Annotated in this window: 23 protein-coding genes and 1 pseudogene; 10 read left to right on the plus strand and 14 right to left on the minus strand. The window is 70.4% G+C overall.

Annotation, left to right across the window (positions count from 1 at the left end; translation table 11 throughout):
• Window positions 1-42 precede the first annotated feature (42 nt).
• Window positions 43-351: pseudogene (locus tag AB0I51_RS32675) on the minus strand (hemin ABC transporter ATP-binding protein); the annotation flags it as partial.
• A gap of 312 nt (window positions 352-663) precedes the next feature.
• On the opposite strand from AB0I51_RS32675, the gene AB0I51_RS32680 reads away from it, so the two are divergent.
• A complete protein-coding gene (locus AB0I51_RS32680) occupies window positions 664-1,308 on the plus strand; it encodes a PhzF family phenazine biosynthesis protein (RefSeq protein ID WP_362981407.1) in 645 nt (214 codons plus the stop codon).
• A 2-nt stretch (window positions 1,309-1,310) separates the two neighbouring features.
• On the opposite strand, the gene AB0I51_RS32685 is transcribed toward AB0I51_RS32680, so the two are convergent.
• Complete coding sequence (locus AB0I51_RS32685; protein ID WP_362981409.1) at window positions 1,311-1,958, minus strand: biliverdin-producing heme oxygenase; 648 nt, start codon at window positions 1,956-1,958, stop codon at window positions 1,311-1,313.
• Window positions 1,959-2,070: 112 nt separating this feature from the next.
• Entirely contained in the window at window positions 2,071-2,928 is an 858-nt protein-coding gene (gene map, locus AB0I51_RS32690; RefSeq protein ID WP_362981411.1) for a type I methionyl aminopeptidase, read from the minus strand.
• 58 nt (window positions 2,929-2,986) lie between these two features.
• On the opposite strand from map, the gene AB0I51_RS32695 reads away from it, so the two are divergent.
• Window positions 2,987-3,217 (plus strand): hypothetical protein, encoded by a 231-nt coding sequence (locus AB0I51_RS32695; RefSeq protein ID WP_362981413.1) that lies wholly within the window; start codon window positions 2,987-2,989, stop codon window positions 3,215-3,217.
• On the opposite strand, the gene AB0I51_RS32700 is transcribed toward AB0I51_RS32695, so the two are convergent.
• Entirely contained in the window at window positions 3,218-4,522 is a 1,305-nt protein-coding gene (locus tag AB0I51_RS32700) for an MFS transporter (protein ID WP_362981415.1), read from the minus strand.
• A gap of 53 nt (window positions 4,523-4,575) precedes the next feature.
• Window positions 4,576-5,178: a hypothetical protein gene (locus tag AB0I51_RS32705; protein WP_362981417.1), complete on the minus strand. Its 603-nt coding sequence runs from the start codon at window positions 5,176-5,178 to the stop codon at window positions 4,576-4,578.
• A 112-nt stretch (window positions 5,179-5,290) separates the two neighbouring features.
• On the opposite strand from AB0I51_RS32705, the gene AB0I51_RS32710 reads away from it, so the two are divergent.
• From AB0I51_RS32710 to AB0I51_RS32720, 3 genes are all read left to right on the plus strand, one after another.
• Complete coding sequence (locus AB0I51_RS32710) at window positions 5,291-6,373, plus strand: sialidase family protein (protein WP_362981419.1); 1,083 nt, start codon at window positions 5,291-5,293, stop codon at window positions 6,371-6,373.
• 68 nt (window positions 6,374-6,441) lie between these two features.
• Entirely contained in the window at window positions 6,442-7,170 is a 729-nt protein-coding gene (gene npdG, locus AB0I51_RS32715; protein WP_362981421.1) for an NADPH-dependent F420 reductase, read from the plus strand.
• 63 nt (window positions 7,171-7,233) lie between these two features.
• Window positions 7,234-7,398 (plus strand): hypothetical protein, encoded by a 165-nt coding sequence (locus AB0I51_RS32720; protein ID WP_362981423.1) that lies wholly within the window; start codon window positions 7,234-7,236, stop codon window positions 7,396-7,398.
• Between the two features lie 8 nt (window positions 7,399-7,406).
• Here AB0I51_RS32720 and AB0I51_RS32725 read toward each other — a convergent pair whose 3' ends face one another.
• Window positions 7,407-8,177 carry a site-2 protease family protein gene (locus AB0I51_RS32725; protein WP_362981425.1) on the minus strand — a complete coding sequence of 257 codons (771 nt, stop codon included), beginning with the start codon at window positions 8,175-8,177 and terminating at the stop codon, window positions 7,407-7,409.
• A gap of 227 nt (window positions 8,178-8,404) precedes the next feature.
• Between AB0I51_RS32725 and AB0I51_RS32730 the strand changes: the two genes are divergently transcribed.
• A complete protein-coding gene (locus AB0I51_RS32730; RefSeq protein ID WP_362981427.1) occupies window positions 8,405-11,848 on the plus strand; it encodes a BTAD domain-containing putative transcriptional regulator in 3,444 nt (1,147 codons plus the stop codon).
• A gap of 41 nt (window positions 11,849-11,889) precedes the next feature.
• Here the strand turns inward: AB0I51_RS32730 and AB0I51_RS32735 are convergent, their stop codons facing one another.
• The 3 genes from AB0I51_RS32735 to panB all read right to left on the minus strand — a co-directional run bounded on the left by AB0I51_RS32735 (window position 11,890) and on the right by panB (window position 14,778).
• A complete protein-coding gene (locus AB0I51_RS32735; RefSeq protein WP_359613906.1) occupies window positions 11,890-12,711 on the minus strand; it encodes an ABC transporter permease in 822 nt (273 codons plus the stop codon).
• Window positions 12,708-13,727: an ATP-binding cassette domain-containing protein gene (locus AB0I51_RS32740; protein WP_362981429.1), complete on the minus strand. Its 1,020-nt coding sequence runs from the start codon at window positions 13,725-13,727 to the stop codon at window positions 12,708-12,710. Before AB0I51_RS32740 ends, AB0I51_RS32735 begins: the two co-directional genes overlap by 4 nt.
• A gap of 175 nt (window positions 13,728-13,902) precedes the next feature.
• A complete protein-coding gene (gene panB, locus AB0I51_RS32745; RefSeq protein ID WP_362981431.1) occupies window positions 13,903-14,778 on the minus strand; it encodes a 3-methyl-2-oxobutanoate hydroxymethyltransferase in 876 nt (291 codons plus the stop codon).
• A gap of 190 nt (window positions 14,779-14,968) precedes the next feature.
• Here panB and AB0I51_RS32750 point away from each other — a divergent pair, with 190 nt between their 5' ends.
• The 4 genes from AB0I51_RS32750 (at window position 14,969) to AB0I51_RS32765 (ending at window position 19,805) form a co-directional block, all read left to right on the plus strand.
• Entirely contained in the window at window positions 14,969-16,558 is a 1,590-nt protein-coding gene (locus AB0I51_RS32750; protein ID WP_362981433.1) for an MFS transporter, read from the plus strand.
• 52 nt (window positions 16,559-16,610) lie between these two features.
• Entirely contained in the window at window positions 16,611-17,243 is a 633-nt protein-coding gene (locus tag AB0I51_RS32755) for a TetR/AcrR family transcriptional regulator (protein ID WP_362981435.1), read from the plus strand.
• A 196-nt stretch (window positions 17,244-17,439) separates the two neighbouring features.
• Window positions 17,440-18,492 carry an endonuclease/exonuclease/phosphatase family protein gene (locus AB0I51_RS32760; RefSeq protein WP_362981437.1) on the plus strand — a complete coding sequence of 351 codons (1,053 nt, stop codon included), beginning with the start codon at window positions 17,440-17,442 and terminating at the stop codon, window positions 18,490-18,492.
• A 98-nt stretch (window positions 18,493-18,590) separates the two neighbouring features.
• A complete protein-coding gene (locus tag AB0I51_RS32765; protein WP_362981439.1) occupies window positions 18,591-19,805 on the plus strand; it encodes an MFS transporter in 1,215 nt (404 codons plus the stop codon).
• 28 nt (window positions 19,806-19,833) lie between these two features.
• Here AB0I51_RS32765 and AB0I51_RS32770 read toward each other — a convergent pair whose 3' ends face one another.
• From AB0I51_RS32770 to AB0I51_RS32790, 5 genes are all read right to left on the minus strand, one after another.
• Window positions 19,834-19,974: a hypothetical protein gene (locus AB0I51_RS32770; RefSeq protein WP_362981441.1), complete on the minus strand. Its 141-nt coding sequence runs from the start codon at window positions 19,972-19,974 to the stop codon at window positions 19,834-19,836.
• 391 nt (window positions 19,975-20,365) lie between these two features.
• Window positions 20,366-22,402: an NAD(+) synthase gene (locus AB0I51_RS32775; RefSeq protein ID WP_362981443.1), complete on the minus strand. Its 2,037-nt coding sequence runs from the start codon at window positions 22,400-22,402 to the stop codon at window positions 20,366-20,368.
• Window positions 22,403-22,502: 100 nt separating this feature from the next.
• Window positions 22,503-24,422 (minus strand): S53 family peptidase, encoded by a 1,920-nt coding sequence (locus AB0I51_RS32780; RefSeq protein ID WP_362981445.1) that lies wholly within the window; start codon window positions 24,420-24,422, stop codon window positions 22,503-22,505.
• A 265-nt stretch (window positions 24,423-24,687) separates the two neighbouring features.
• Window positions 24,688-25,317, minus strand: a complete 630-nt coding sequence (locus AB0I51_RS32785; RefSeq protein ID WP_362981447.1) for a DUF305 domain-containing protein — start codon at window positions 25,315-25,317, stop codon at window positions 24,688-24,690.
• Window positions 25,314-25,985 (minus strand): DUF3105 domain-containing protein, encoded by a 672-nt coding sequence (locus AB0I51_RS32790; RefSeq protein ID WP_362981449.1) that lies wholly within the window; start codon window positions 25,983-25,985, stop codon window positions 25,314-25,316. Before AB0I51_RS32790 ends, AB0I51_RS32785 begins: the two co-directional genes overlap by 4 nt.
• Window positions 25,986-26,263 lie beyond the last annotated feature (278 nt).

Here is a 26,263-nt window from a genome sequence, read left to right on the forward strand (position 1 = left end):
TCGATGGCGAAAAACAAATGCCAAGTAATGGTCAAGGAAAGGTCAAGCGGGCCGCTGTGGAGCCATGACGGCAGCCCCCGTGTGCGGATGCGGGAACACCTCAACGGGCTGGTCGTAGACGTCCGAAAGCAACTCCTCGGTGAAGACGTCGCCCGGCGGACCGTCGGCGGCGACACGACCGGCGCGCAGAATCGCGACCCGGTGCGCATAGGCGGCGGCCGGCGCCGGATCATGCAGCACCACGATCACCGCGTCCCCCGCGTGCGCCCTTTCCCGGCATGGCCGCAGGACCAGTTCCCGGTGTCGGAGGTCGAGCGCGGCCGTCGGTTCGTCGAGCAGCGGCAGGGGTGCGCCCAGCGGCGCGCTCGCCGACGTCGGCCCGCCGATCGAGGCGGTGTGGTCCACCACCGACCGGGACGAGGCCCTGCTCTGGTGCACGGCGCTCGAAGGCGCCGGTTGTTCACGCACAACTGCCGTGTCTCGTAAGGAGCGTGGGGGCGGTCGGTCGATGCCTTCGGTGATGCGGAAGTCGCGCTCGACGCCGTCGGAGAGGGCGATCGGCGCCTCCTGGCGGGCCGCACTCTCGTGTGCCGCGTAAGGCCGGGCCGGGCCGGTTCCGTACTCGATGTACGGGACCGCCCGGGCGGGTGTTTCAATTCCCTCGTGACCGACTACGACGTACTGCGTGTCTTCTGCGGCCCAAGCGGCGGATACGGCAACGAACTCGGCGTCGTCCGCGAGGGTTCCGTCATGCCGGACCCGGGCGAGCGACAGCTCTTCGCCGGGAAGCTCGGCTTCAGCGAGACGGTGTTCGTCGACGACCCCGAGCGCGGAGTCATCGACATCTACACGCCCACCCTGCGCCTGCCCTTCGCCGGCCACCCCTGTGTCGGCGCCGCCTGGCTGTTGGACATACCCGAACTGGTCACGCCCGCAGGCATCGTGGGTGCCCGTCTCGACGGCGAGTTCAGCTGGATCGAGGCCCTCCCGGAGTGGGCCCCGCCGCGCACCCTGCGCCAGTACGCCACCGCCGCCGAGGTCGACGCCCTGCCCGTGCCCCCGCCCGGCGAGTGGATCTACGCCTGGGCCTGGGAGGACGAGGCGGCGGGCCGAGTCCGCGCCCGCGCCTTCCCGGGCCGCGACGACGGCATCCACGAGGACGAGGCGACGGGCGCGGCGGCCCTTCTGCTCACCGACCAACTGGGGCGCGCCCTCAACATCACGCAGGGTGCGGGGTCCCAGATACTTACGGCTCCGCAGCCGGGGGGTTGGGTCGAGGTCGGCGGACGGGTGTTCCTGGAGCGCTAGCGTCAGGCACTCAGGGGGAACTCGTCACCCAGCGCCCGAAACACCCCGGTGTTCAACGCGAACGCCCGCTTGCACTCCGCCACGATCCGCTGCTTCTCCAGGTCGTCGGCCTGGACGGCGTCCAGCAGTTCGCGGTAACCCCGCTTGAACGCGGCCGGGTTGGCGATCCCCTCGAAGACGTAGAAGCGCACGCCGTCGCCCTTGCGGGAGAACTCCCACCTCCGCTCCGCCTTGTCGCGGATGATCCGGCCGCCGGAGAGGTCACCGAGGTAGCGCGTGTAGTGGTGGGCGATGTAGCCGGCCGGCCACGACTGCGCACACTCCCGTACCCGGTCCGCGTAGGCCTGTGTGGCAGGCAGTGCGGTCAGTCCCGTGCGCCAGTCCGCGCCCCGCAGATGCTCCAGGTCGCGCTCCAGCGCGGGCAGCCGGAACAACTCGGCCCGGATGAACGGCCCGGTCACCGGATCTGCCGCCAGCCGCTCGGCCCCGGTCTCCAACGCCTCGTACACGAACCACAGTTGCTCGGTGTAGCGGGCGTACGCGTCCACGCCCAGCCGGCCGCCGAGCAGGTCGCTCATGAAGGTGGAGGTCTCCGCCTCCACATGCTGTTCGCGGGACGCGGTGCGGATGACTGTCGAGAAGGAGTCCATGAGCCGCATCCTCCAAGGTAAGGCTTACCTAAGTCAACAGGTTTACCGACGCCCTGTCGGTAAAAGCGTACAAGAAGAGACCCGCCCTCGGCAGAGAACGGGTCCTGACCTGCTACGGCAGCGTGAGCACCTCCGCCCCCGTCTCCGTCACCACCAGCGTGTGCTCGAACTGCGCCGTCCGCTTCCGGTCCTTCGTGACGACCGTCCACCCGTCGTCCCACATGTCGTACTCGTGCGTCCCCAGCGTCAGCATCGGCTCGATCGTGAACGTCATCCCGGGCTGGATGACCGTCGTAGCGTGCGGGCTGTCGTAGTGCGGGACGATCAGGCCGGAGTGGAAGGACGAGTTGATGCCGTGGCCGGTGAAGTCCCGGACCACGCCGTACCCGAAGCGCTTGGCGTACGACTCGATGACCCGGCCGATGATGTTGATCTGACGGCCGGGCTTGACCGCCTTGATCGCGCGGTCGAGGGACTCCCGGGTGCGCTCCACCAGGAGTCGGGACTCTTCGTCGACGTCGCCGACCAGGTACGTCGCGTTGTTGTCACCGTGCACCCCGCCGATGTACGCCGTCACATCGAGGTTGATGATGTCGCCGTCGCGCAGCACCGTGGAGTCCGGAATGCCGTGGCAGATCACCTCGTTGAGGGAGGTGCACAGGGACTTGGGGAAGCCGCGGTAGCCGAGCGTCGACGGATAGGCGCCGTGGTCGCACATGTACTCGTGCGCCACCCGGTCGAGTTCGTCCGTGGTCACACCCGGCGAGATGACCTTCGCGGCCTCCGCCATCGCCCGCGCGGCGATCCGCCCGGCGATCCGCATCGCCTCGATCGTCTCGGGGGTCTGCACCTCCGGCCCGGTGTACGGGGTCGGCGCGGGCTTGCCGACGTACTCGGGCCGGCGGATGTTTCCGGGCACGGAACGGGTGGGAGAGAGCTCCCCTGGTACGAGCAGCGACTGGCCAGACATGCCAGCGAGTCTAACCAGCGGACATGGGGGAACATGGCCGTAGGGAAAGGAGCCGTTGATGGCCCTGTTCAAGAAGCGCACGGTCGGGAAGCCCGGCGAGTGGTACTACTGCCTCGAACACAAGAAGGTCGAGGAGGGGCCGGAGTGCCCCGCCAAGGACCGCTTCGGGCCGTACGCCAGCCGCGCGGAGGCCGAGCACGCGATGGAGACGGCCCGCGAGCGCAATCTGGAGTGGGAGAACGACCCCAAGTGGCACGACGCCACGAAGGGGACCGCCGACGAGGACTGATCAGGCACTGGCAGCGGCGTCGGCGGCGCGCTGGTCCTTCAGCCGCAGCGCGTGCTCGTCCGTCCTCGCGTCGTACGACATCAGCTTCGGCAGTCCTGCGGCCAGCAGCCCCACCGCACCCACGCACATCAGCCCGCCCGCCCACACCGAGGTCCGCACCCCGGAGAGCGCGGCCATGCCACCGGACCTGACCTGCCCCAGCTGCGGGCCCACCGAGTAGGACAGCAGCTCGATCCCGGCGAGCCGGCCGCGCAGCTCGTCCGGGATCGTCTGGTTCCAGATCACCGCGCGGAAGATGCCGCTGACCATGTCGCAGCCGCCCGCGACGGTGAGGAACAGCAGCACCAGCCATACGCTGCCCACGGCCCCCGCGCAGGCGATCGCCACGCCCCACAGCGCGGCGGCCAGCACCACCATCCGCCCGTGCCGGTGGATCCGCGAGGTCCAGCCGCTGGTCACACTCACCAGCAGGGCACCGGCCGGAACAGTCGAGTACATCAGCCCGAGCGCCCACTCGGCGTGCAGGTCGTCCGCGAGGAACGGCAGCACCGCCAGCGGCATCGCGAAGAACATCGCCGCGAGGTCGATCGCGTACGTACCGAGGAGTTCCTTGCGGCTCCACGCGTACCGGGCGCCCTCCGCGATCGACCGCAGCGACGGCTTCTGTGCCTCGTGAGCGCCGGGGGAGGCGGCGATCCGGAAGATCAGGACCACGGACACGACGAACGTCAGCGTGTCCGCCGCGTACGCGTAGGGCAGGCCCGCGAACGCCACCACCACACCCGCCAGCGCCGGGCCCATGACCCCGCCGACCGTCCAGCGCAGGGAGTTGAGCGCCGACGCGGCCGTCATGTGCTCATGGGCCACGATCCGCGGCCACAGCGAGTCCAGCGCGGGCCGCTGCACCGAACCGAGCACCGAGGTCAGTGCCGCGATGACATACAGCGGCCACACGGCGGGCGCCGGCAGCAGCGAGTTGAGCAGCAGCGCCCCGCACAGCACGCCCAGCCCGGCCTCGGTCCACACGATCAGCTTCCGCTTGTCCCACGCGTCGGCGAGCGCACCGCCGTAGAGCCCGAACACGATCAGCGGCACGAGTTCCACGGCGCCGATCGCGCCCACCGCCGCGGCGGAACCGGTGAGTTCCTTGAGCTGCACCGGGAGCGCGACGAAGGACAGGAAGTTCCCGAAGTTCGAGATCAGGCCCGCGACCCAGAGCCTGCGGAAGTCCGCGGAGGCGTGCCAGGGGGCGAGGTCGGGGAGGAGGGCGCGGAGGCGGATGGGGGGAGCGGGACTGTCGGTCACGAGGGGCAATGGTCGGGGCCGGGGGAGGGCCTGGCAACCGGATTTCGGACTCCCTACCAGCGGGCGGGCGGCGGAGCCGTCAACTGGTCGGTGAGACGGGAGAGCCGGTCGCGGAACCGCCGTCGCCCCCGCGCCGCCGGCAGCACGTTCTCGCCGGCCGCCGCGCTCACCAGATGCTGCACGGTGTCGAGGTCCAGGTCCGTGCCGTCCGGTACGGCGAGCGACTCATGGGCCAGGGACGTCAGTTCACGGTCCTCGGAGCCGAGGGAGAGGACGGTCGCCCCGGCCCGGCGGGCCTCGTGCACCCTTTCGAGGAGCGGATCACCCGGCCCCTCCGGCGACACGACGAGCAGCGTCTCGCCGCGCCGGGCCGCCTCGATCCGGCCGAGTCCGACGGCCAGATGGGCCGGGTCGGAGGGGCGCGCGTCATGCCGTACGAGAGTCGGAGTCAGTTCCGGTGTGCCCGACCACGCGGCCTCGTCGACCAGATGGGCCGCGAGGTGCCACGGCTCGTACGCGGGCGTGCCCACCAGCAGCAGCCCGCCCCCGTGCGCCACCACCGACCCGCGCAGCACCCCCGCGAACCTTCGCGTGGCCCCCAACCACTCGGTCCCGGCGAGCACTTCACGCAGCAGAGCGACCCGTACGGCGTCCATGTCCGCGCATCCTGCCGCAACCGGCCACTCGTGACGCGGAGTTCACCGCGAATTCGCCCGACTTGGGGAAGGTGCGGGCTCATCGGCCGCACGTCGCACAAGGAGCCACCCCATGACGGACACCGCAGACGTCACCGTCCCCTTCCGCGCCGGCCAAGGGGGCTACGCGAGTTACCGGATCCCGGCGATCGTGGTCTCCCGCGCCGGTACCCTCCTCGCGTTCTGCGAGGGCCGGGTCGCCTCCGCGAGCGACTACGGCCACATCGACATCGTCCTGCGCCGCTCCACGGACGGCGGGCGCACCTGGGGCCCGCAGACCGTCGCCGCCGACAACGGCACCGACCTCGCGGGCAACCCGGCCCCGGTCGTCCTGGACACCGGCCGCATCCTGCTCGTCCACGTCCGCTCGGCCGCCTCCGCGAGCGAGGACGCCATCCTGCGCGGCAAGGTGAAGCCGGCCGACGGGCGGCGCGTGTGGGTGCGCCACAGCGACGACGACGGGGTCACCTGGACGAGCCCCCAGGAGATCACCGAGCAGGTGAAGAAGCCCGAGTGGCGCTGGTACGCCACCACACCCGGGCACGCGATCCAGCTGAGCACCGGCCGCGTCGTCGTCCCCGGCAACCACACGGTCCCGCCCACCGGCACCGACGTCGGCAACGAGGCCAAGTACAACAGCGGCCACTGCCTGCTCAGCGACGACCGCGGCGAGACCTGGTACCTCGGCTACGTCGACGAGAACACCGACGGCTACATCAACTGCAACGAGACCACCGCCGCCGAACTCCCGGACGGGCGCGTCTACTTCAACACCCGCAACGACTCCCCGTCCCCCGGCAACCGCGCCGACGCCCACTCCGAGGACGGCGGCAGGACCCTCGTCAAGCCCTTCCGCCCGCAGGCCGGTCTCGCCGCCCCCGTCTGCGAGGGCAGCGTCCTCCAACTCCGCGACCCCGACGTGCTGTTGTACTCCGGCCCCGGCGATCCGGCCGCCCGCGCCCTGATGACCCTGCGCGCCTCGGCCGACGGCGGCACCACCTGGCGCCCGGTGTTCACGGCCGACGGCCTGCCCGCCGCCTACTCCGACCTCGTCCGCGTCGACGACGACACGGTCGGACTCCTCTACGAGACCGGGGACTTCGGTGCGTACGAGACGATCACGTTCCGACGGGTGCCGGTCACGGACCTCGGCTGAGTCGCGGGTGCCCGTGACGGACCTCACCTGAGCCGATACGGGTGGGGAGGCGGACGTAAAGTCGGCCCATGACCTCTACCGACAGTGCTGCACAGACCCCCGCGACACCCCCGGCGAAGGCCCCCGCGAAGGACCCCTGGGATCTCCCCGACGTCTCCGGACTGGTCGTCGGCGTGCTCGGCGGGACCGGGCCGCAGGGCAAGGGCCTCGCCTACCGGCTCGCCAAGGCCGGCCAGAAGGTGATCATCGGCTCCCGCGTCGCCGAGCGCGCGCAGGCCGCCGCCGACGAACTCGGCCACGGAGTCGAGGGCGCCGACAACGCGGAGACCGCGCGCCGCAGCGACGTCGTGATCGTCGCCGTGCCCTGGGACGGCCACGGCAAGACACTGGAGTCGCTGCGCGAGGAGCTGGCCGGGAAGATCGTCGTCGACTGCGTCAACCCGCTCGGCTTCGACAAGAAGGGCGCCTACGCGCTGAAGCCGGAGGAGGGCAGCGCCGCCGAACAGGCCGCCGCACTGCTGCCCGATTCCCGGGTCGCCGCAGCCTTCCACCACCTGTCGGCGGTACTGCTCATGGACACGGAGATCGACGAGATCGACACGGATGTCATGGTCCTCGGCGAGGAGCGCGCCGACGTCGAGATCGTCCAGGCGCTGGCCGGCCGTATCCCCGGCATGCGGGGCGTCTTCGCGGGCCGGCTGCGCAACGCCCACCAGGTGGAGTCCCTGGTCGCGAACCTGATCTCGGTCAACCGCCGCTACAAGGCACACGCGGGGCTGCGCGTCACGGACGTCTGAGCGGGTGGGGGACACTGGTGGCTGCCCAGCAGTGTCCCCCCGTCCTCGACAGGAGCCGATCCCATGCCCCGCCTCGCCGTCTACGCCCTCGTCGTCTGCCTGCTCGCCGTGGCCGCGGCGGTCGTCTCCTTCGTGGAGGGCAGCTGGATCGGCATCGTGTGGGTCCTGCTCGCGGGGCTCTCGTCCAACATGTGCTGGTACTACCTGAAGCGGGGCCGCGCGGCCTGAGACCTTTCCTAGCGCCAGAACTGGTAGAGGCTGTAGCCGCTCGACGTCTCCCAGTTGCTGACGCCCAGGCCCCGCAGGACGGCGTCGATCATGTCGAAGAACTCCCGGTTGATCGACGGCACCCACAGCAGCGCGAACACGAACAGCAGGCCGAACGGCGCGAACGGCTCCACCTGCCGCTTGATGTCGTTCGACAGCCAGGGCTCGATCACGCCGTAGCCGTCCAGGCCCGGCACCGGCAGGAAGTTCAGGATCGCCGCGGTCACCTGGAGCAGGGCCAGGAAGGCCAGCGCGTACTGGAAGTCGGCCGGCACCCCGTCGAGGGCGTGCAGCCAGAACGGGGCCGTGCAGACCGCCGCGAACAGTACGTTCGTCAGCGGGCCCGCCGCCGAGATCAGGCTGTGCTTCCAACGGCCGTGGATGCGGCCCCGCTCGATGAACACCGCGCCGCCCGGCAGACCGATGCCGCCCATGATGACGAAGATCACGGGGAGCACGATGCTGAGCAGCGCGTGCGTGTACTTCAGCGGGTTGAGGGTCAGATAGCCCTTCGAGCCGATCGAGATGTCACCGCTGTGCAGCGCGGTGCGCGCGTGCGCGTACTCGTGCAGACACAGGGAGACGATCCAGGCCGCCGTCACGAACAGGAACACGGCGATGCCCGGCTTCTCGGCGAACCCGGTCCAGGTGGCCCAGCCGGTCACCGCCGTGACGGCCAGGATCCCGAGGAAGACGGGACTGATCCGCCGGTCGCTCGGGCGGGTGGTGGTGGCGGTCATGGGGGAGGGCTCCCTGCTGGGGGTCGGTGGATCGCGAAGCCCGACGGTACCGGGCACTGAGGGAAAACGTCTCGCGGGTGGCCGCCGGTTCCGGGGAAGGTGGGCGCATGGGACTCTGGCACGCGATCCGCGACCCCGTCACCCCCTCAGGGGCGGCGGCTCCCGTACGCCGTGCCCGGCGCCGCGCCGCCCCAACCCCGTGACCGCTTCCGTCGCCACCAGAGACAATGGACCCCGTGCGCTATCGCATTCTCGGTACCACCCAGGCACTCCGCCCCGACGGCACACCCGTCCCGGTCGGCGGGGCGCGGCTGCGCGCCCTGCTCACCGTGCTCGCCCTGCGGCCCGACCGGGCCGTGCCCGCGAGCTTCCTGGTGGACGAGGTGTGGGGCGCAGACCCGCCGGCCGACGCGACGGGTGCGCTGCAGGCGCTGGTGGGCAGGTTGCGCCGGGCACTCGGCGCGGACGCGATCGGCTCCACGGAGAGCGGCTACCGGCTCGCCGTCGCCGCCGACGACATCGACCTGCACCGCTTCGAGCGGCTGACCGGTGAGGGGCTGCGGGCGCTGGCCGACGGCAACCCGGCGAAGGCGGCCGAGGCGCTGGACGACGCGCTGGCGCTGTGGGGCGGCCCGGCCCTCGCGGACCTCCCCGACCGTACGGCGGAGGCGGCCCGCTGGGAGACCCGTCACCTCGACGCCCGCCGCGCCCGTCTGACGGCGGCCCTGGCACTGGGCGACGCGGACACCGCCCTCCCCGAACTGACCGCGCTCTGCGACACCCACCCCCTCGACGAACCCCTCCAGTCCCTCCGCCTCCAGGCCCTCCGCGCCACCGGCCGCACGGCGGAGGCGCTGGCCGCCTACGAGGACGTACGACAACTGCTGGCGGACCGGCTGGGCTCGGACCCCGGGCCTGAACTACGGGCACTGCACGGGGAGTTGCTCAGTCCCGGTGACGGCGGGGCCGGTGGCGGCGGCGCGGGGCCCGGCGGGCTCGGCGGGTCCGGCGGTCGTGCCGGGTTCGGCGGACCGGGCGCGCACCACGGCCCCGGTGGATCCGGCGGCGCCAACGCACCCGGTGGGCACGGCGAGTTCACCGGCGACGCCGATCCCGGTCGGCCTGACCCCACCCCCGCCGACCATGCCGTCCCGCCTCCCGGCAACCTCCGCGCCCGGCTCACCTCCTTCGTCGGCCGGGAGGCCGACATCGAGGCCATCCGCGGGGACATCGCGGCGGCCCGGCTGGTGACCCTGCTCGGGCCCGGCGGGGCAGGAAAGACGCGGCTGTCGCAGGAGGCCGCCGAGCGGGTGCGGTACGCGTCGCGGGACGGCGTGTGGCTGGCCGAACTCGCCCCCGTAGACGACCCCGAGGCCGTTCCGGAGGCCGTGCTCACCGCTCTCGGGGCGCGCGAGACCGTGATGTACGGCGCCGGCGCCGAGGCGATCCGGGCCGCCGGGGGAGAGCGGCACGACGACCCCGTGGAACGGCTCGCCGAACACTGCGGGCGGCGCCGGATGCTGATCGTCCTCGACAACTGCGAGCACGTCGTGGACGCCGCCGCCCGCCTGGTGGAGGCCCTGCTGGAGCGCTGCCCCGAGCTCACCGTGCTCGCCACCAGCCGCGAACCCCTGGGCGTACCGGGGGAGTTGCTGCGCCCGGTGGAGCCCCTGCCCGACCCCGTCGCGCTACGGCTGCTCGCCGAACGGGGCGCGGCGGCCCGGCCGGGGTTCGCGGTCGAGGACGACATCGAGGCCTGCGCGGAGATCTGCCGGCGACTCGACGGAATGCCCCTGGCCATCGAGCTGGCGGCGGCCCGGCTACGGATGCTGACGCCGCGTCAGATCGCCGACCGGCTCGACGACCGCTTCCGGCTCCTCACTTCGGGAAGCCGTACGCTCCTGCCCCGCCAGCAGACCCTGCGAGCCGTCGTCGACTGGTCCTGGGACCTGCTCGACGCGGACGAGCGGGACGTGCTGAGCACCCTGTCCGTCTTCGCCGGCGGCTGCGACCTCGCCGCCGCCGAGGCCGTGTGCGGACCCGTCGCGTTCGAGACGCTCGGCTCTCTCGTCGACAAGTCCCTTGTCGTGGCGGCCCCTTCGGGCGAGGGGGAGATGCGCTACCGGCTCCTGGAGACCGTCGCCGAGTACGCGGCCGAGCGGCTCGACGAGGCCGGCCACCGCCCCCGCGCCGAGCGCGCCCACCTGACGTACTACCGCGAACTCGCCCGCACCACCGACCCGTTGCTGCGCGGCCCCGGCCAACTCGCCGCCGTGGAGCTGCTGGAGCGCGAGTACGAGAACCTCCGCACCGCCCTGCGGCACGCCGTCGCCGAGCGCGACGAGCAGGAGGCTCTCTGTCTCGTCCTGTCGCTGGTCTGGTACTGGCAGATGCGCGACGTCCGCATCGAGGCCCGCAACTGGTGCGTCGAGGTCATGGCCCTGGGCCCCGACCCCTTCGCCGCCCCCGTCCAGCGCGCCGCCCCGGTCTGGCAGCGCTGCACCGACGTCCCGCCCCCGCTCACCGGAGAACTCCTCGCCGAGGCCCGGCGCGGCCTCCATCTCGCCCATCTGGCCTGTATGGACACGGAGTTGGACGCCTGGGAGGCGCCGGCAGCGAAAGCGAAGCTCGGCCTCATCGCCCAGGTCTACGAACCGGGCCTGCCGCAGACCTGCCGTACGCCCGGCATGTTCTGGTTCTTCGCCGTGATGCTGAGCGGCAGCGTGGAGCGGCTGCCCGCGATCCTCGACGCCGACGTCCACACCTGCCGCACCACCCCCGGCATGGAGTGGGAGCTCGCCACCACCCTCCAGATGCGCGCCAACATGCTCGCCAACCGCACCGACTGGGCGGGCGACGCGGCCCGGGACGCCGACGAGTCGCTGGAGATCTTCCGCCGCCTCGGTGACATCTGGGGCGTCGCGGAGGCGCTCTCGGCCCGCGCAGAGGCCCGGGAGCGCATCGGCCGGTACCGGCTCGCCGCCACCGACTACGAGGCCGCGATCGGGCACGCCGAACGGCTCGGCGCCCATGGGCAGACGGCCGTGCTCGGCGCCCGGCTCGGCAGTGTGCTCATCGAGGAGGGCGAGTTCGAACGCGGCGAGCGCATCCTGCGCGAGGTGATCGACCGGCCGCACGGCGCGAGCAGCGAGGCGATGCCCGCCGCCCGGATGTTCCTCGCGAGCCGCCTCGCCATGTCCGGCCGGATCCCGGAGGCACGCGAGGAACTGCGCCTGCTGCGCGAGGAGTTCCACATCGCGCACTTCGTCGTCTTCGATGCGTTCATCCTCGGCTCCGAGGCCTGGGTGGCGGCGCTCGACGGCGAGTACGAGGAGGCTCTGGACAAGATCCGCAAGGCGCTTGAGCGGGCCGGCGACCCGCTGTCCGAGACCATCGCCCCGCACATGACCTCGTTGTACCTGGGGATCGCCGCGGTCGCCCTCACCGAGCTCGACGGCGGCGGCCGGGCCCGGGACGGCGTCCGCTGTCTCGTCGCGGCGAAGGCGCTGCTGCCGAGCGGGCATGTCCCGACCTTCATGGAGCGCGAGGTCTACCGCCAGGCCGAACTGCACGCGCGCGGCGCGCTCGGCGACGCGGCCTACGAGGAGTGCGCGGCCGGGTACGCCGAAGGCGGCAGCCTCTCCGCGAAGGAGGCTGCCGCCCTGGTGTGAGACACCGGCACGAACCCGCGAGGACGGGACGCACGGCCGGGTCAGGTCTTGGTGCGGAACTTGTAGATGGAGATCGGGGCCATCACCGCGGTGAGCCCCACCGACCAGGCGAGGGTCAGCAAGGTGCCGTGGGCGACCGGGCCGCCCACCATCAGCCCGCGGGCCGCGTCAGCCAGCGCGGAGAGCGGGTTGTAGTCGGTGAAGTTCTGCAGCCAGCCCGGCATCGAACCGGTCGGCGCGAAGATCGACGAGCCGAACTGCAGCGGCATCAGCACCAGGAAGCCCATGGCCTGCACGGACTGCGCGGACTTCATGGTCACGCCGAGGGTGAGGAACACCCACATCAGGGCCGAGCCGAACACCGCGGACAGTCCGATCGCGGCGAACATGCCGAGCCAGTGGTGGATGTGGAAGCCGACGAGGACACCGACGACCATCAGCACGGCGGACGCGACCAGCATCCGCATCATCTCGACCGAGATCTTGGCGATCAGCACCGAGGCCCGCCCGATGGGCAGCGACCGGAACCGGTCCATGACCCCGGTGTGGAAGTCGGTGTTGAAGCCGGTGCCCACCCCCTGGGCCATGTTCATGCCCATCATGGCGAGCAGCCCGGGCACGACGTACTGCACATACGCCTCCTGCCCGCCGCCGAGCGACTGCCCGATCGAGCCGCCGAAGACGTACACGAACAGCAGCGTGAAGATGACCGGGAACAGGATGGCGTCGAACATCGACTCCGGGTCCTGCCGGATCCACAGCAGGTTGCGCCGGATCAGGGCGCCGGTGTGGCGCAGATGGTTGCGCAGCGGGATACGGGGGTCCGACGCGACCGCGCCGGGGTTCACGGCGACGGCGCTCATACGGCGACCTCCTCGCGGTCGGGGGTGGGCACGGAGTCCTGCGGGGCACTGGCGCGGTGGCCGGTGAGGGAGAGGAACACCTCGTCCAGGCTGGGCAGTTCGGTGGTGATGGAGGCGATGGTGAGGCCGCGGGCGCTCACCGCGCCGACCACGGCGGTCAGTTGCTCGTCGCTGAGGATCGGCACCAGGACCGTGCCGCTCTCCACGTCGGCGGTGACGGTGGCCAGCCCGGTGATGCCCAGCTCGTCCAACGCGTGGGCCAGCGGGCGCAGTTGCAGCGGGTCGGTCGGCCGGATGCGCAACGCCCGTCCACCGACCTTGGCCTTCAGCTCGTCGATCCCGCCGTTCGCGATGACCTTGCCGTGGTCCACCACGGTCAGCTCGGAGGCGAGCGCCTCGGCCTCCTCCATGTACTGGGTGGTGAGCAGCACGGTCACGCCGCCGCCGACCATGGACTTCACCTCGTCCCACACCTCCATGCGGGTGCGCGGGTCGAGACCGGTGGTCGGCTCGTCCAGGAACAGCACCTGCGGGTGCCCGATCATCGAGGCGGCCAGGTCGAGCCGGCGCCGCATACCGCCGGAGTAGGTACTGGCGGGCCGCTTGGCGGCCTCCGTCAGCGAGAACCGCTCCAGCAGTTCGTCGGCGCGGGCGCGGGCGTCCTTGCGGGACAGGTCCAGCAGCCGCCCGATCATGTAGAGGTTCTCCCAGCCGGGGAGCTTCTCGTCCACGGAGGCGTACTGGCCGGTGAGGCCTATCACCCGGCGCAGCTGGCGGGGCTGGCGCAGGACGTCGTAGCCGGCGACGGTGGCCTCGCCGGAGGTCGGGGCGAGCAGCGTGGACAGGATGCGTACGAGGGTGGTCTTGCCGGCACCGTTCGGCCCGAGCACACCCATCACGGTGCCCTCCCGGACGTCCAGGTCGACGCCGTCCAGCGCCTTGGTCTCGCCGTAGTGCTTGACCAGCCCCCGCACGGTCACTGCCGTGCCGCTGGGAGTGTTGTCGATTCGCGTCATGCGGATGACAGTGCCAGGGGCTGCCGACAGAACACCGACATCCCACCGACAGCCGCCGACAGGTGACCGACGGCTGGTGCACGGGACCCGGGGGCGGAGCCCCCAGCAACGGGGCAGCCCCGCCGACGGGGGAAGATCGGCGGGGCTGCGTAGTGCCGCAGTGGCTCTGAACCGCTCAGTGAACGGAGTGCTCCTCAAGCGGGAACGTTCCGCCGACCACGTCCTCCGCGAACGCCTTCGCCGCGTTGCCCATGACCTCGCGCAGATTGGCGTACTGCTTCACGAACTTGGGCATCCGACCGCCCGTAAGCCCCAACATGTCGGTCCACACCAGGACTTGGGCATCGGTCTCCGCCCCAGCCCCGATCCCGACGGTAGGAATGTGCAGCACCCGGGTCACCTCGGCCGCGAGTTCCGCCGGCACCAGCTCAAGAACCACCGCGAACGCCCCCGCGTCCTGCACGGACTTCGCGTCCCGCAGCAACTGCTGGGCGGCTTCCTCGCCACGCCCCTGCACGCGGTATCCCATCGCGTTCACGGACTGCGGGGTGAGGCCGATGTGCGCCATCACCGGGATACCGGACTCGACCAGCAGCCGGATCTGCTCGTGCGACCGCTCGCCGCCCTCCAGCTTCACCGCGCCGACCCCGGCCTCCTTCACCAGCCGGGTCGCCGAGCGCAGCGCCTGCACCGGCCCCTCCTGGTAGGACCCGAAGGGCAGATCGCCCACGATCAACGCCCGCTGCGTGCCGCGCACGACCGCGGCGGACAGCATGGTCATCTCGTCCAGCGTGACGGGCACGGTCGACTCGTACCCGAGGTGGCAGTTGCCCGCCGAGTCGCCGACGAGCATGACCGGGATCCCGGCCTCGTCGAAGACGGACGCGGTCATCGCGTCGTAGGCGGTGAGCATGGGCCACTTCTCGCCGCGTTCCTTGGCGAGAGCGATGTCGCGAACGGTGATACGGCGTGTGCCCTTGCCTCCGTACAGCGCCTTGCTGCCGTCGGAGGAACTGTTCCGCACAGTCTGGGCAGCCGAAAGCTGCGTCATTGCAACGGCTCCTTCAGTCATCTCGAGGCACCCTCACGGTGTCCCCGGATCCCCTCCATGGTGGCACCTCGTGCCACTGAGGGCCAGAGGGACCCCCGTCACGTCGACTGATGCAAGGCCTGAGTAAAATATTTACGATACGGGACGGTCTCGTATCGAAATTCGCCCGGGACTCCCTAGGCTGGACCGTATGACCACTCCACCCGTCCCGGGCACCCGGATACCCGAAGCGGTGCACCGTCGTCGCTGGGCCATCCTCGGCGTGCTGATGCTGAGCCTGCTGATCGTGGTGCTCGACAACTCGATCCTCAACGTCGCCATCAAGACCATCTCCACCCCGGCCCCGACCGGCCTGGGCGCGACACAGAGCGAGCTGGAGTGGGCGATCAACGCCTACACCCTCGTCTTCGCCGGCCTGCTGTTCACCGCCGGCCTCCTCGGCGACCGGCTCGGCCGCAAGAAGGTCCTGCTCGGCGGTCTCCTCGTGTTCGGCATCGGCTCCGCGCTGGCCGCCGAGTCCGGCTCGCCCGACCAGCTCATCGCCTTCCGCGCCCTGATGGCCCTCGGCGCCGCGTTCGTGATGCCCGCCACCCTCGCCGTCCTCATGAACGTCTTCGAGCGCGAGGAGCAGCCCAAGGCCATCGGCATCTGGGCCGGCGGCGTCGGCCTCGCCATCGCCATCGGGCCCATCACCGGCGGTGTCCTCCTCGACCACTTCTGGTGGGGCTCGGTCTTCCTGATCAACGTGCCCATCGTGATCGTCGCGCTCGCCCTGATGATCTGGCTGGTCCCCGACTCCCGCGACCCGAAGCCCGGCCGCCTCGACCCGATCGGCGTCGTCCTGTCCGTCGTGGGCCTCGTCCTGCTCGTCTACGGCATCATCGAGGGCGGCGAGCTGGCCGACTTCACGGCGCCCAAGGTGCTGTCGACGATCCTCGCCGGTGTCGCGGTCCTCGCCGGGTTCGTCTGGTTCGAGAAGCGCAGCGACCACCCGTCCATCGACGTCACGTACTTCAAGAACAAGGTGTTCTCGGCCGCGATCGCCGCCATCGCGCTGGTCTTCTTCGCGCTGATGGGCGTGACCTTCTTCTCGGTCTTCTACACCCAGAGCGTGCGCGGCTACTCGCCGCTGCAGACCGGTCTGCTGATGCTGCCGCTGGCCGCCGCGCAGATGATCTTCGCGCCGCGCGCCAGGCTGGTCGTCGACCGCTTCGGCAACCGGATCACCACCGGGGTCGGCCTGCTGCTGCTCGCCGGGACGCTCTCCGCGTTCGCGACCCTCAAGGCGGACACGCCGATCTGGGTCCTGGAGATCATCTTCTTCCTCATGGGCGCCGGCATGGCACACGTCATGACTCCGACCAGCGTCGTCATCATGCAGGCCCTGCCGCGGGAGAAGGCGGGCTCCGCGTCCGCCCTGAGCAACACCTTCCGCCAGGTCGGCGGCGCGCTCGGCATCGCCGTACTCGGCTCGGTGCTCTCCACCGCCTACCGCAACGGCATCGAGGGCAAGCTCGGCTCGGTGCCGGCCGCCCTCCGCGACACGGCCGGCGAGTCCATCGAGGCCACCCTCGGCGTCGCCGCGAAGCTCGGCCCGCAGGGCAAGGTCCTGGTCGCCCCGGCCAACGACGCCTTCCTGCACGCCATGCACGTCACCGCGCTGTGCGGTGCGGGCGTCGCGGTCGTCGGCGCGGTGGTCGCCTTCCTCTTCCTGCCCGGAAAGCCGACGGCCCGTCAGGAGGGCAAGGAGGAACAGGAGTTGGTCGTCGTAGGCGAATAGCGACGACAATCACCACAGACGCGGACGGGGGACAGCGAAGGGACGGAGTGAAGTGAGCCTTGCCGACAACGGCACCGACAGCGGAACTCGGCAGTGCGCCCCCACCAGGGGACGCCCGCGCAGCGAGGCCGTCGAACGCGCCATCACGGAGGGCGTGATGAAGCTTCTGGAGGAAGGCGTGCCACTGGCCGAACTCTCCATCGAGCGCATCGCCCGCACCGCCGGTGTCGGCAAGGCCACCATCTACCGCCGCTGGCCGGGCAAGGAGGAACTCTTCGTCGACGTCGTCCGCGAGGCCGAGCCGCACGACCCCGAACTGCCCGGCACCTCCCTGCGCGACGACCTCGTCGCCATGATGGAACAGCTGCGCCAGCGCGGCCTGATGACCCGCTCCTCGGCCCTCCTGCACAACGTGTACGCGCAGATGAAGAGCACCCCGAAGGTGTGGGCCGCCTACCACGCGACCGTCGTGGAACCGCGCCGCCGCAAGCAGGTCGAACTGCTGCGCCGGGGCCAGGAGAACGGTGAACTCCGCACCGACCTCGACGCCGAGCTGATGAACGACATGCTGGTCGGCCCGATGCTCCTGCGCACCGTCATGCGCGCCGACGCCGACCTCCCCGAGGGCCTGTCCGAACTCCTCGTGGACACCGTGCTGCTGGCCCTGCGCCCGGCCGATTCCTAGGCCTCGTCGGGGCGCGCCCGAATGTGCGCGTCTCGTCACAAGCACGCCCTGCGGGCCGGTATCCGGAACTCACGGCGCCGACTTGTTCGTCCTCGTCCCCGTACGGCCGTCATGTGACGGCGGATCGGAACCGATCATCCCCTAGGGTCGTAGGCGCGGGGACGATGGTGTGCACGGCAGGTAGTGAGGCGACGGTATGGCACAGCAGGCGTATGTGGCGGAGACGGACGACGGCGGCTCGGGGGACCAGTCGCACGGAAACCGACTTCGGCGCCTGCGGAACAGACTGCTCGACGGCTGGCGGGGCGACCGGAGGATCTGGCGCCGGGGTCTGATCCTCGCCGCGCTGGCGGTCGTCCTCGCCCTGGTGATGCTGCTGCACTCACACATCCCGAACCGGATCGGCAACCTCGGCAGTCTCACGGAGACCTTCCTGCCCTGGTTCGGGATCGCGATCCCGCTGCTGCTGGTCCTCGGCCTGGTCCGCAAGTCGGCGACCGCGCTGATCGCCGTCGTACTCCCGGCGGCCGTCTGGCTGAACCTCTTCGGCGGGCTGCTGCTCAGCGACAAGACCGGCACCGGCGGCGACCTGACCGTGGCCACGCACAACGTCAACGCCGACAACCCCGACCCGGCCGGTACGGCCCGTGACGTGGCGGCGTCCGGCGCGGACGTCGTCGCCCTGGAGGAGTTGACGGCCTCGGCGGTCCCCACGTACGAGAAGGCGCTCGCGTCGACGTACAAGTACCACGCGGTCGAGGGCACGGTCGGCCTGTGGAGCAAGTACCCGATGACCGGCATCAAGGCCGTCGACATAAAGCTGGGCTGGACCCGCGCGATGCGGGCCGCCGTCACCACCCCCGAGGGGAAGATCGCGGTCTACGTCGCCCACCTCCCCTCGGTGCGGGTGAAGCTCGAAGCCGGTTTCACCGCCCGGCAGCGCGACACCAGCGCGGACGCGCTCGGTGAGTCCATCGCCGCCGAGCCGCTGAAGCGGAAGATCCTCCTCGGCGACCTCAACGGCACGATGAACGACCGCTCGCTGAACGCCGTCACCTCCCAGATGCGCTCCACGCAGGGCGCGGCGGGCGACGGCTTCGGGTTCAGCTGGCCGGCCTCGTTCCCGATGGCGCGGATCGACCAGATCATGGTCCAGGGCGTGGAACCGGTCACCTCGTGGACCCTGCCGAGGACGGGCAGCGACCACCTTCCGATCGCGGCCCGTGTGAACCTGGACACGAGCTCTTAACCTCGTGGAATAGAGCGCCCGGGAGTCTTTGTTCCGTAACTGAACTTAAGCTCGTCAGTGCGGAACTCCGCTCTCCCCCGAAAGGCACAGGCACCTCCATGCCCCTGGCCCTGCTCGCTCTGGCCGTCGGCGCTTTTGGTATCGGCACCACCGAATTCGTGATCATGGGCCTGCTGCCCGAGGTCGCGGACGACCTCCACGTCTCGATCCCCACGGCGGGACACCTGGTCTCGGCGTACGCGCTGGGCGTCGTCATCGGCGCCCCGCTGCTCGCGGCGGTCACCGCCCGCCTGTCCCGCCGCACCGTCCTGATCGGCCTCATGGTCCTGTTCGTGGCGGGCAACGCGCTGTCGGCGTTCGCGGCGAACTACGACTACCTGCTCGCGGCCCGCTTCCTCAGCGGCCTGCCGCACGGCGCCTTCTTCGGCGTAGGAGCCGTAGTCGCCACGACGATGGTGGCGCCCGAACGCAAGGCGCGCTCCGTCTCGTTGATGTTCCTGGGCCTCACGGTCGCCAACATCGTGGGCGTACCCGCCGCCACGCTGATGGGCCAACACCTGGGCTGGCGGGCCACGTTCCTCGCCGTCAGCGTGATCGGCGCGGCGGCGATAGCGTCGCTGGCCCTGCTGATCCCGCACGACCACGCACACGCACCGGCGGTGGGCCTGCGCCGCGAGATGGCGGCCCTGCGCTCCCTCCCGGTCTGGCTGGCCCTCGGCACGACGGTGGCGGGCTTCGGAGCCCTGTTCTCCGCCTACAGCTACATCACGCCGATGCTGACCGACGCGGCGGGCTTCGCCGACGGCAGCGTGACGCTGCTGCTGGCCCTGTTCGGCGTGGGCGCGACGGCGGGCAACCTGGTGGGTGGCCGCCTGGCGGACCACTCCCTCCGAGGCACCCTCTTCGGCGGCCTGGTGTCCCTGGCCGCGGTCCTGGCCCTCTTCCCCCTCCTGATGGCCACGGAGTGGAGCGCGGCGCTCGCGGTCGTCCTGCTGGGCGTGGCGGCTTTCGTGACGGGCTCCCCGCTCCAGCTGATGGTGATGGAGAAGGCGGCGGCGGGCCCGTCCCTGGCCTCATCCGCGAACCAGGCGGCCTTCAACCTGGCCAACGCGGGCGGCGCCTGGATCGGCGGCCTGGCACTGGCGGCGGGCTTCGGCGCTACGTCCCCTGCCGTGGCCGGCGCGCTTTTGGCCGTACTGGGGCTGGGAGTCGCGGCCACGGCGTGGAGCGTCGACCGGCGCCGAGCGGTACCGGGCCACGAGCGGCTGGTCGCGGCGCACGTACCGGAGCAGGCGAGGGTCTTGCAGTCGTGACCACTTGACGGACCCCTTGTGTACGGCGTCAGTTGAGGATGACGCCGTACGAAGGCACCTCGTGGCCGCAGTGACTGGCCTTCCGGAAGTCGATCGACGCCGGGTACCGCTTGATGTGCTTGGGCACGACCTCGCCCGTGTGCTTGCCGAAGACCCCGTCGACCGCCAACTGGGTGGTGGCCCAGTGGTAGTTGGAGTACTTCTGGAGCTTCTCGACCCCAGCTCGGTCTGCGGGCCGAACCTGCCGTCCACCAGGAGGTGCAGATTGAGGTGGTCGTTCACGAAGAACTGCACACAGCGGACCGACGCGGGGTTGTCGGTGTGCCCGTAGCCGATGTCCGGGATTCCGGGGTCCGCGTGGGCTGTCGCCGTGCCGAGCCCCACGGTGACGGCCGCGGTCAGGGTCACGGTGGCACGGCGGAGCAGGCGGGTGTGTCTCATCGGGCCCCGTCGCGAGTGCGGGTGGACGTCGCGGAACACCCTCACTCAGGACCTCACCATGAACCAACCCCACACCGGTAAGCCGAGGACGAAACCTGCCGACGACACCGGAACAGGCCCTAGTCGAACCGGGCCAGATCCCGCAGCCACGTCGTTGCCGACCCGTCCGAAGGTGCCCGCCAGTCCCCCCGGGGAGACAGCGAACCCCCCGCCGACACCTTCGGCCCATTCGGCATCGCCGACCGCTTGAACTGCGCGAAGCCGAAGAAGCGCCGGCAGAAGACCTCCAACCACCGCCGGATCTCCGGCAGTTCGTACGCCACCCGCTTCGCCTCCGGGAAGCCGGGTGGCCAGGCCCCCGCCCCCGCGTCGTGCCACGCGTGCCACGCCAGGAAGGCGATCTTCGACGGGCGGAAGCCGTAGCGCAGGACGTGGAACAGGGTGAAGTCGTGCAGCGCGTACGGGCCGATCTTCGACTCCGTGGACTGCATCTCCTCGCCGGGCACCAGCTCGGGGCTGATCTCCGTGTCGAGGATCGCGGTGAGGATCTTGCCGGTCTCCTCGTCGAACTGGTCGCTGCTCACCACCCAGCGGATCAGGTGCTGGATCAGAGTCTTCGGTACGCCGGAGTTGACGTTGTAGTGGCTCATCTGGTCGCCGACGCCGTACGTCGACCAGCCCAGCGCCAGTTCCGACAGATCGCCCGTGCCCAGCACGATGCCGTTGCGCTGGTTGGCGAGGCGGAACAGATAGTCCGTGCGCAGGCCGGCCTGCACGTTCTCGAAGGTGATGTCGTACACCGGCTCGCCGGAGGCGAAGGGGTGGCCCATCTCCTTCAGCATCAGACGTGCGGTCGGGGTGATGTCCAGTTCGGCGGCCGTGACGCCGATCGCCCGCATCAGCGCGTGCGCGTTGTCCTTGGTGTGGTCGCTGGTCGCGAAGCCGGGCAGCGTCCAGGCCAGGATGTCGCTGCGCGGACGGCCCGCGCGGTCCATCGCGCGCGCGGCGACGATCAGCGCATGCGTGGAGTCGAGGCCGCCCGACACCCCGATGACGACCTTCGGGCCACCGATCGCGGCGAGCCGCTGCTGGAGGCCCTCGACCTGAATGTTGTACGCCTCGTAGCAGTCCTGCGCGAGCCGGTCCGCGTCGGCGGGCACGAACGGGAAGCGCTCCAGACGGCGCCGGAGGCCCAAGTCGGTGAGCGGCGGGGCGAGTTCGAAGCCCACAGTGCGGAAGTCCGACGTCCTCGCCCGGTGCGTACGGCGGTTGTCGTCGAACGTCCCCATCCGCTGCCGCTCCTGCCGCAGCAGGTCGAGGTCGACGTCGGCCACCGCGTACTCGTCGCCGAGCGGGAAGCGGTCGGTCTCGGCCAGCAGCGCGCCGTTCTCGTAGATCATGGCCTGGCCGTCCCAGGACAGGTCAGTGGTCGACTCGCCGAGGCCGGCCGCCGCGTAGACGTACGCGGCGAGGCAGCGCGCGGACGCCGAGCGGCAGAGCAGTTTGCGGTCCTCGGCGCGGCCGACCGTGATCGGGCTCCCGGAGAGGTTGACGAGGACGGTCGCGCCGGCGAGGGCCGCCTCCGCGCTGGGCGGCACCGGCACCCACATGTCCTCGCAGATCTCCGCGTGCAGCACGAGGGACGGGACGTCCTGGGCGGCGAACAACAGGTCCACGCCGAAGGGGACTTCCTCCCCGCCGACACGGATCGAACCGCCGCGCTCGTCCGCGCCGTCGGCGATCTGGCGGCGCTCGTAGAACTCGCGGTAGTTCGGCGGGTACGACTTCGGTACGACGCCCAGGACCCGGCCCCGGTGCACGAGCACCGCGCAGTTGTAGATCCGGTTGCGGTGGCGCAGCGGGGCGCCGACGACCAGCACCGGCAGCAGGTCCGCGGACCCCGTCACCACGTCCCGCAGCGCCTCCTCGACCTGGTCGAGCAGCGCGTCCTGGAGCAGCAGGTCCTCGATGGAGTAGCCGCACAGGCCCAGCTCCGCGAAGACGGCGACGGCGACACCCTCCTCGTCGCACCTGCGGGCGTGGCGCAGGACGGCTTCGGCGTTGGCGTGCGGGTCCGCGATCACGGTGTGGCCCGTGCAGGCGGCGACGCGGGCGAAGCCGTGCTGATAGATCGACCAGAAGTTCAGTGGAGGCACGGGTCCACTGTAATCGTCAGTGAGACGCGATGGGGTGGCGCGGGGTGTCGAATACCCCACGCCACCCCATCAACAGGTGACTCGCCTACCGCCTACCGGGTCAGTGGTGACCCTTGGGGGAGGCGTACGACTCGACGTAGCCGTTCGCGGGCGTGCCCACGCCGGTCACGTCGTCGTAGCCCTTGACCGCGGACAGCGAGCTGTCCTTGCCGAGGCTGCGGACCGAGGTCAGCAGGCCGTTGGTGGCGTCGAAGCCGTTGGCGAAGTCCACGCGCGCCACCGCCAGGCCGGAGCCCGTCGGGTTGTCGGTCACGTCGTGGTAGACCTTCGTGCCGTACTTGGCGTAGATCGACGGGTTGGCGAAACCGATCGCCTTGCCGCCGCGCGCCTCCTGGGCCAGGGCCTGGACCGCCGCGATCACCGGGGAGGCGAGCGAGGTGCCGCCGATCCGGTACTCGCTGTACGACTCCGACCCGTCCGACTGGGTCTGCGTCTGGCCGACCTTGAAGCCGGTGTTCGGGTCGGCGATCGCCGAGATGTCCGGGACGACACGGTTGCCGGTGGCGCTGTTGGCCTTGGCGAGCGCGTCCGGGACGACACCCTTCTGGTAGAAGGGCTCGTTCACGGTCTTGCTGGTGCCGCCGCCCGCGCCCGAGGTGAAGGCGCCGGGGAAGTTGGTCCAGCTCTTGCCGTCGGTCGACAGCAGGGCCTTCTCGGTGCCCCAGCCGGTCTCCCACAGGTACTTGTCGCCCTTGCCGACGGCGAGGGAGGTACCGCCGACCGCCGTCACCCACGCCGAGTTGGCCGGGGTGTCGACCTGCTTCGTACCGGTGTTGGCGACCTCGTCGCCGTTGTCACCGGAGGAGAAGTAGAAGCCGATGCCCTCGACCGCGCCCAGCTGGAACACCTGGTCGTAGGCGGCCGCGAGGTCCGGGGTCTGGTTGGCCTCGATGTCGCCCCACGAGTTGGAGACGATGTCGGCCAGGTGGTTGTCGACGACCTTGCTCAGCGAGTCGAGCAGGTCGTCGTCCAGGCAGGAGGCGGCGCCCACGTACGTGACGTTCGCGTCCGGAGCCACCGCGTGCACGGCCTCGACGTCGAGGGTCTCCTCGCCGTACCAGCCCGAGGCGTCGCACTCGTCGGCGCCGGTGTGCGTGTAGTTGCTGGGCAGGACCTGCTTCAGCTGGCTGGTCTTCCAGGTGGCGTCGCCGTGCTTCTTCGCGTAGGTGGCCGCGTCGAAGGCGATGGTCGGCGAGGCGTAGGCGTCGGTGATGGCGACGCGCACGCCCTTGCCCGTGTACTTGCCGGCGCCGTAGGCGGCCCGCAGCTGCTTGCCGGTGTAGCCCTCGATCGCGTACGGGATCTTCTGGCCGTACGCCGAAGGCAGGGTGCTCGCGGTGTTGGAGCCGTAGTACGAGGAGAACGGTCCCGAGTTCTTGAACACCGCGGTCGGACCCGGCAGCGTGTCGTCGTGGTTCGCCTTGTGCGGGGCGTTGTCGAGACCGGTGACGGTCAGGACGGCTCCGTTGAGGCTGTCCGGCGCGGAGGCCGTCTTCGACGGGGCGCGGTAGGTCTTCGAGCCCTTCGAGTAGTTGTGCAGCGAGGTGCTGAACGCCTTCTCGACCGCCGCCACGTCACCGGAGACGGTGACGTAGTGCTGGGTGGTACCGGTGATCTTCAGCCCGGCGGACTTCAGCCAGGACTTGACGGCGCTCACCTGGGCCGCCGTGGCGCCGAAGCGCTGCTGCACCTGAGCCGCGCTCAGGTACTTGCCGTACTGGGCCGACTCCGGGTCGGAGACGGCCTTTGCGTACGCCGCGAGACCGGAGGCGTTCCGGCCGGCGAGGTAGACCCGGGCGGAGACCTTGGAGCTGTCGGAGGTGGCTCCCTTGTCCGCCTTGGCCGTCGCCCACGCGGGCTTGGTGCCCGCGAGAGCGTCCCGGCCCGGGGTGTCCGCGGCGTGCGCCGCGGGTATACCGAGCGCCAGAGCGCCGGCGATCATGGGCAGTGTCGCTGCCATGCTCACTCCGGCGCGCATGGTGGCGCGATTGGATCTCATAAAACCCCCTGCTATGCGGTTCCACGCATGGAGTGGTTGGTCGTCGTCGATCCGTACGGAACCTGCGGCGGGAGGGTCCGCGGATGGATCACACGTGGGGCCACTCTTTCGATGAACCGTTCATGCCAGGGGAACGTGAAAGTCAAGAGAAACCCAAGGAACCGTCAGCCAGGGCGAATTGGGGGCTTTTTTCCTTACGGGCGTGTAACGAACGACTGTGGATGCTTTACGAACGCGCTTCTGCGCCACGCTCCTTGAGCATGTCGGCCATCAGCTGGATCTCCGACTGCTGCGCGTCGACCATCCCCTGCGCCAGTCGTTTCTCCACCCCCACCTTGCACTTCTCCACGCACCCCTCGGCCATGTGGATCCCGCCCTTGTGATGGTCCGTCATGAGCTGCAGGAAGAACACCTCGGCGGGCTTGCCGCTCAGTGAACTCAGCTTCTTCAGCTCGGTGTTGGTCGCCATCCCTGGCATCAGCGCGCCGTCCTTCCCGGACGCCATGTCACCCATGCCCATCCAGGTCATCGGCGGATCGGCCGACACCTTCGGCAGGTTCCACAGGTCCAACCAGCCCAGCAGCATGCCCCGTTGGTTGGCCTGCGTCTGCGCGATGTCGTATGCGAGCCGCCGCACTTCCACGTTCTTCGTGCGATCCCGCACGATGTACGACATCTCGACGGCCTGCTGATGATGGACCGCCATGTCCCGCGCGAACCCGGCGTCCGCAGAATCCGCCGTAGGAGCAGGAGAGTTGGTCGATCCGCCGCCGTCCTCGGCGACCGCGTACGTGATCGCGCCGGCCGCGACCAGCGCCACCGCAGCGGCCCCAGCGATCAGTCCCACCTGCCTCACTGCGACAGCCCGCCCGTGCACGCGGCACCCGGCTCGGGCGTCTGGCTGCCCTGCACGAACTTCGCGAAGAACTTGTTCAGGTCCGGGTCGCTCGCGCTCTTCACGGTGCGCTGGTGCCCCCACGCCGACAGCATGATCGGGTCCTTCTGGCTGTCGTACGGGCTCATCAGCGAGTACGGCGTCGACTTCACCTTCGCCGCGAGCGCCTTGACGTCGGCGGCCGAGGCCTTCTTGTTGTACGTCACCCAGACCGCGCCGTGCTCCAGCGCGTGCACCGCGTTCTCGTCCTTGACGGCCTTGGCGTAGACGTCGCCGTTGCAGTTCAGCCAGACCGGGTTGTGGTTGCCACCGACCGGCGGGTGCATCGGGTAGTTCACCGTGCCGGTGACGTGGGTGCGGCCCAGCTTCCCCTTCCACGTGTTCACGCCGTCCGCGCCGGCCACGAAGTGCCCCGAGGCGGAGTTCTTGGAGTCGCTCGCGGAACTGTCCTTCTTGCCGGACTGCGCGTGCACGACGGCGACCCCGCCGATGACGAGACCGGCGGCGACCACCGTGCTCGCCACGATCTTCACGAGCTTGGCGCGTCGCTCGCGGGCCTGCTCGGCGCGCCGCATCTCCTCGATGCGTGCCTTGCGCGCCGCGTTGCCGGTGTTCTTCGCGGAACCCATGAGATGTATGTCCTTTTGGGGGAAGGGACGGGAAGGTCGGGACCCGCTGATCGTAGTGGGGGAGGAAAGGGTTCTCGTAGGGCGGCCACAGCAAAGACCGTGGAAGAGTGCGAAGTGCCCCGGGTCAGGCATTACGAATGTCAGTCCGAGCAGGCAAGATGGTCAGCAGATGGGCATCGGCGCACTACACCTGCCGTTCGCGAGCCGTTCAGCCCGAGGACGGCCGGTCGATCAAGGTCGGCAACGCGCACGAAATGGTGTTGTGGTGGGATGCTCAG

Source organism: Streptomyces sp. NPDC050549 (assembly GCF_040655035.1).
GTDB lineage: Bacteria > Actinomycetota > Actinomycetes > Streptomycetales > Streptomycetaceae > Streptomyces.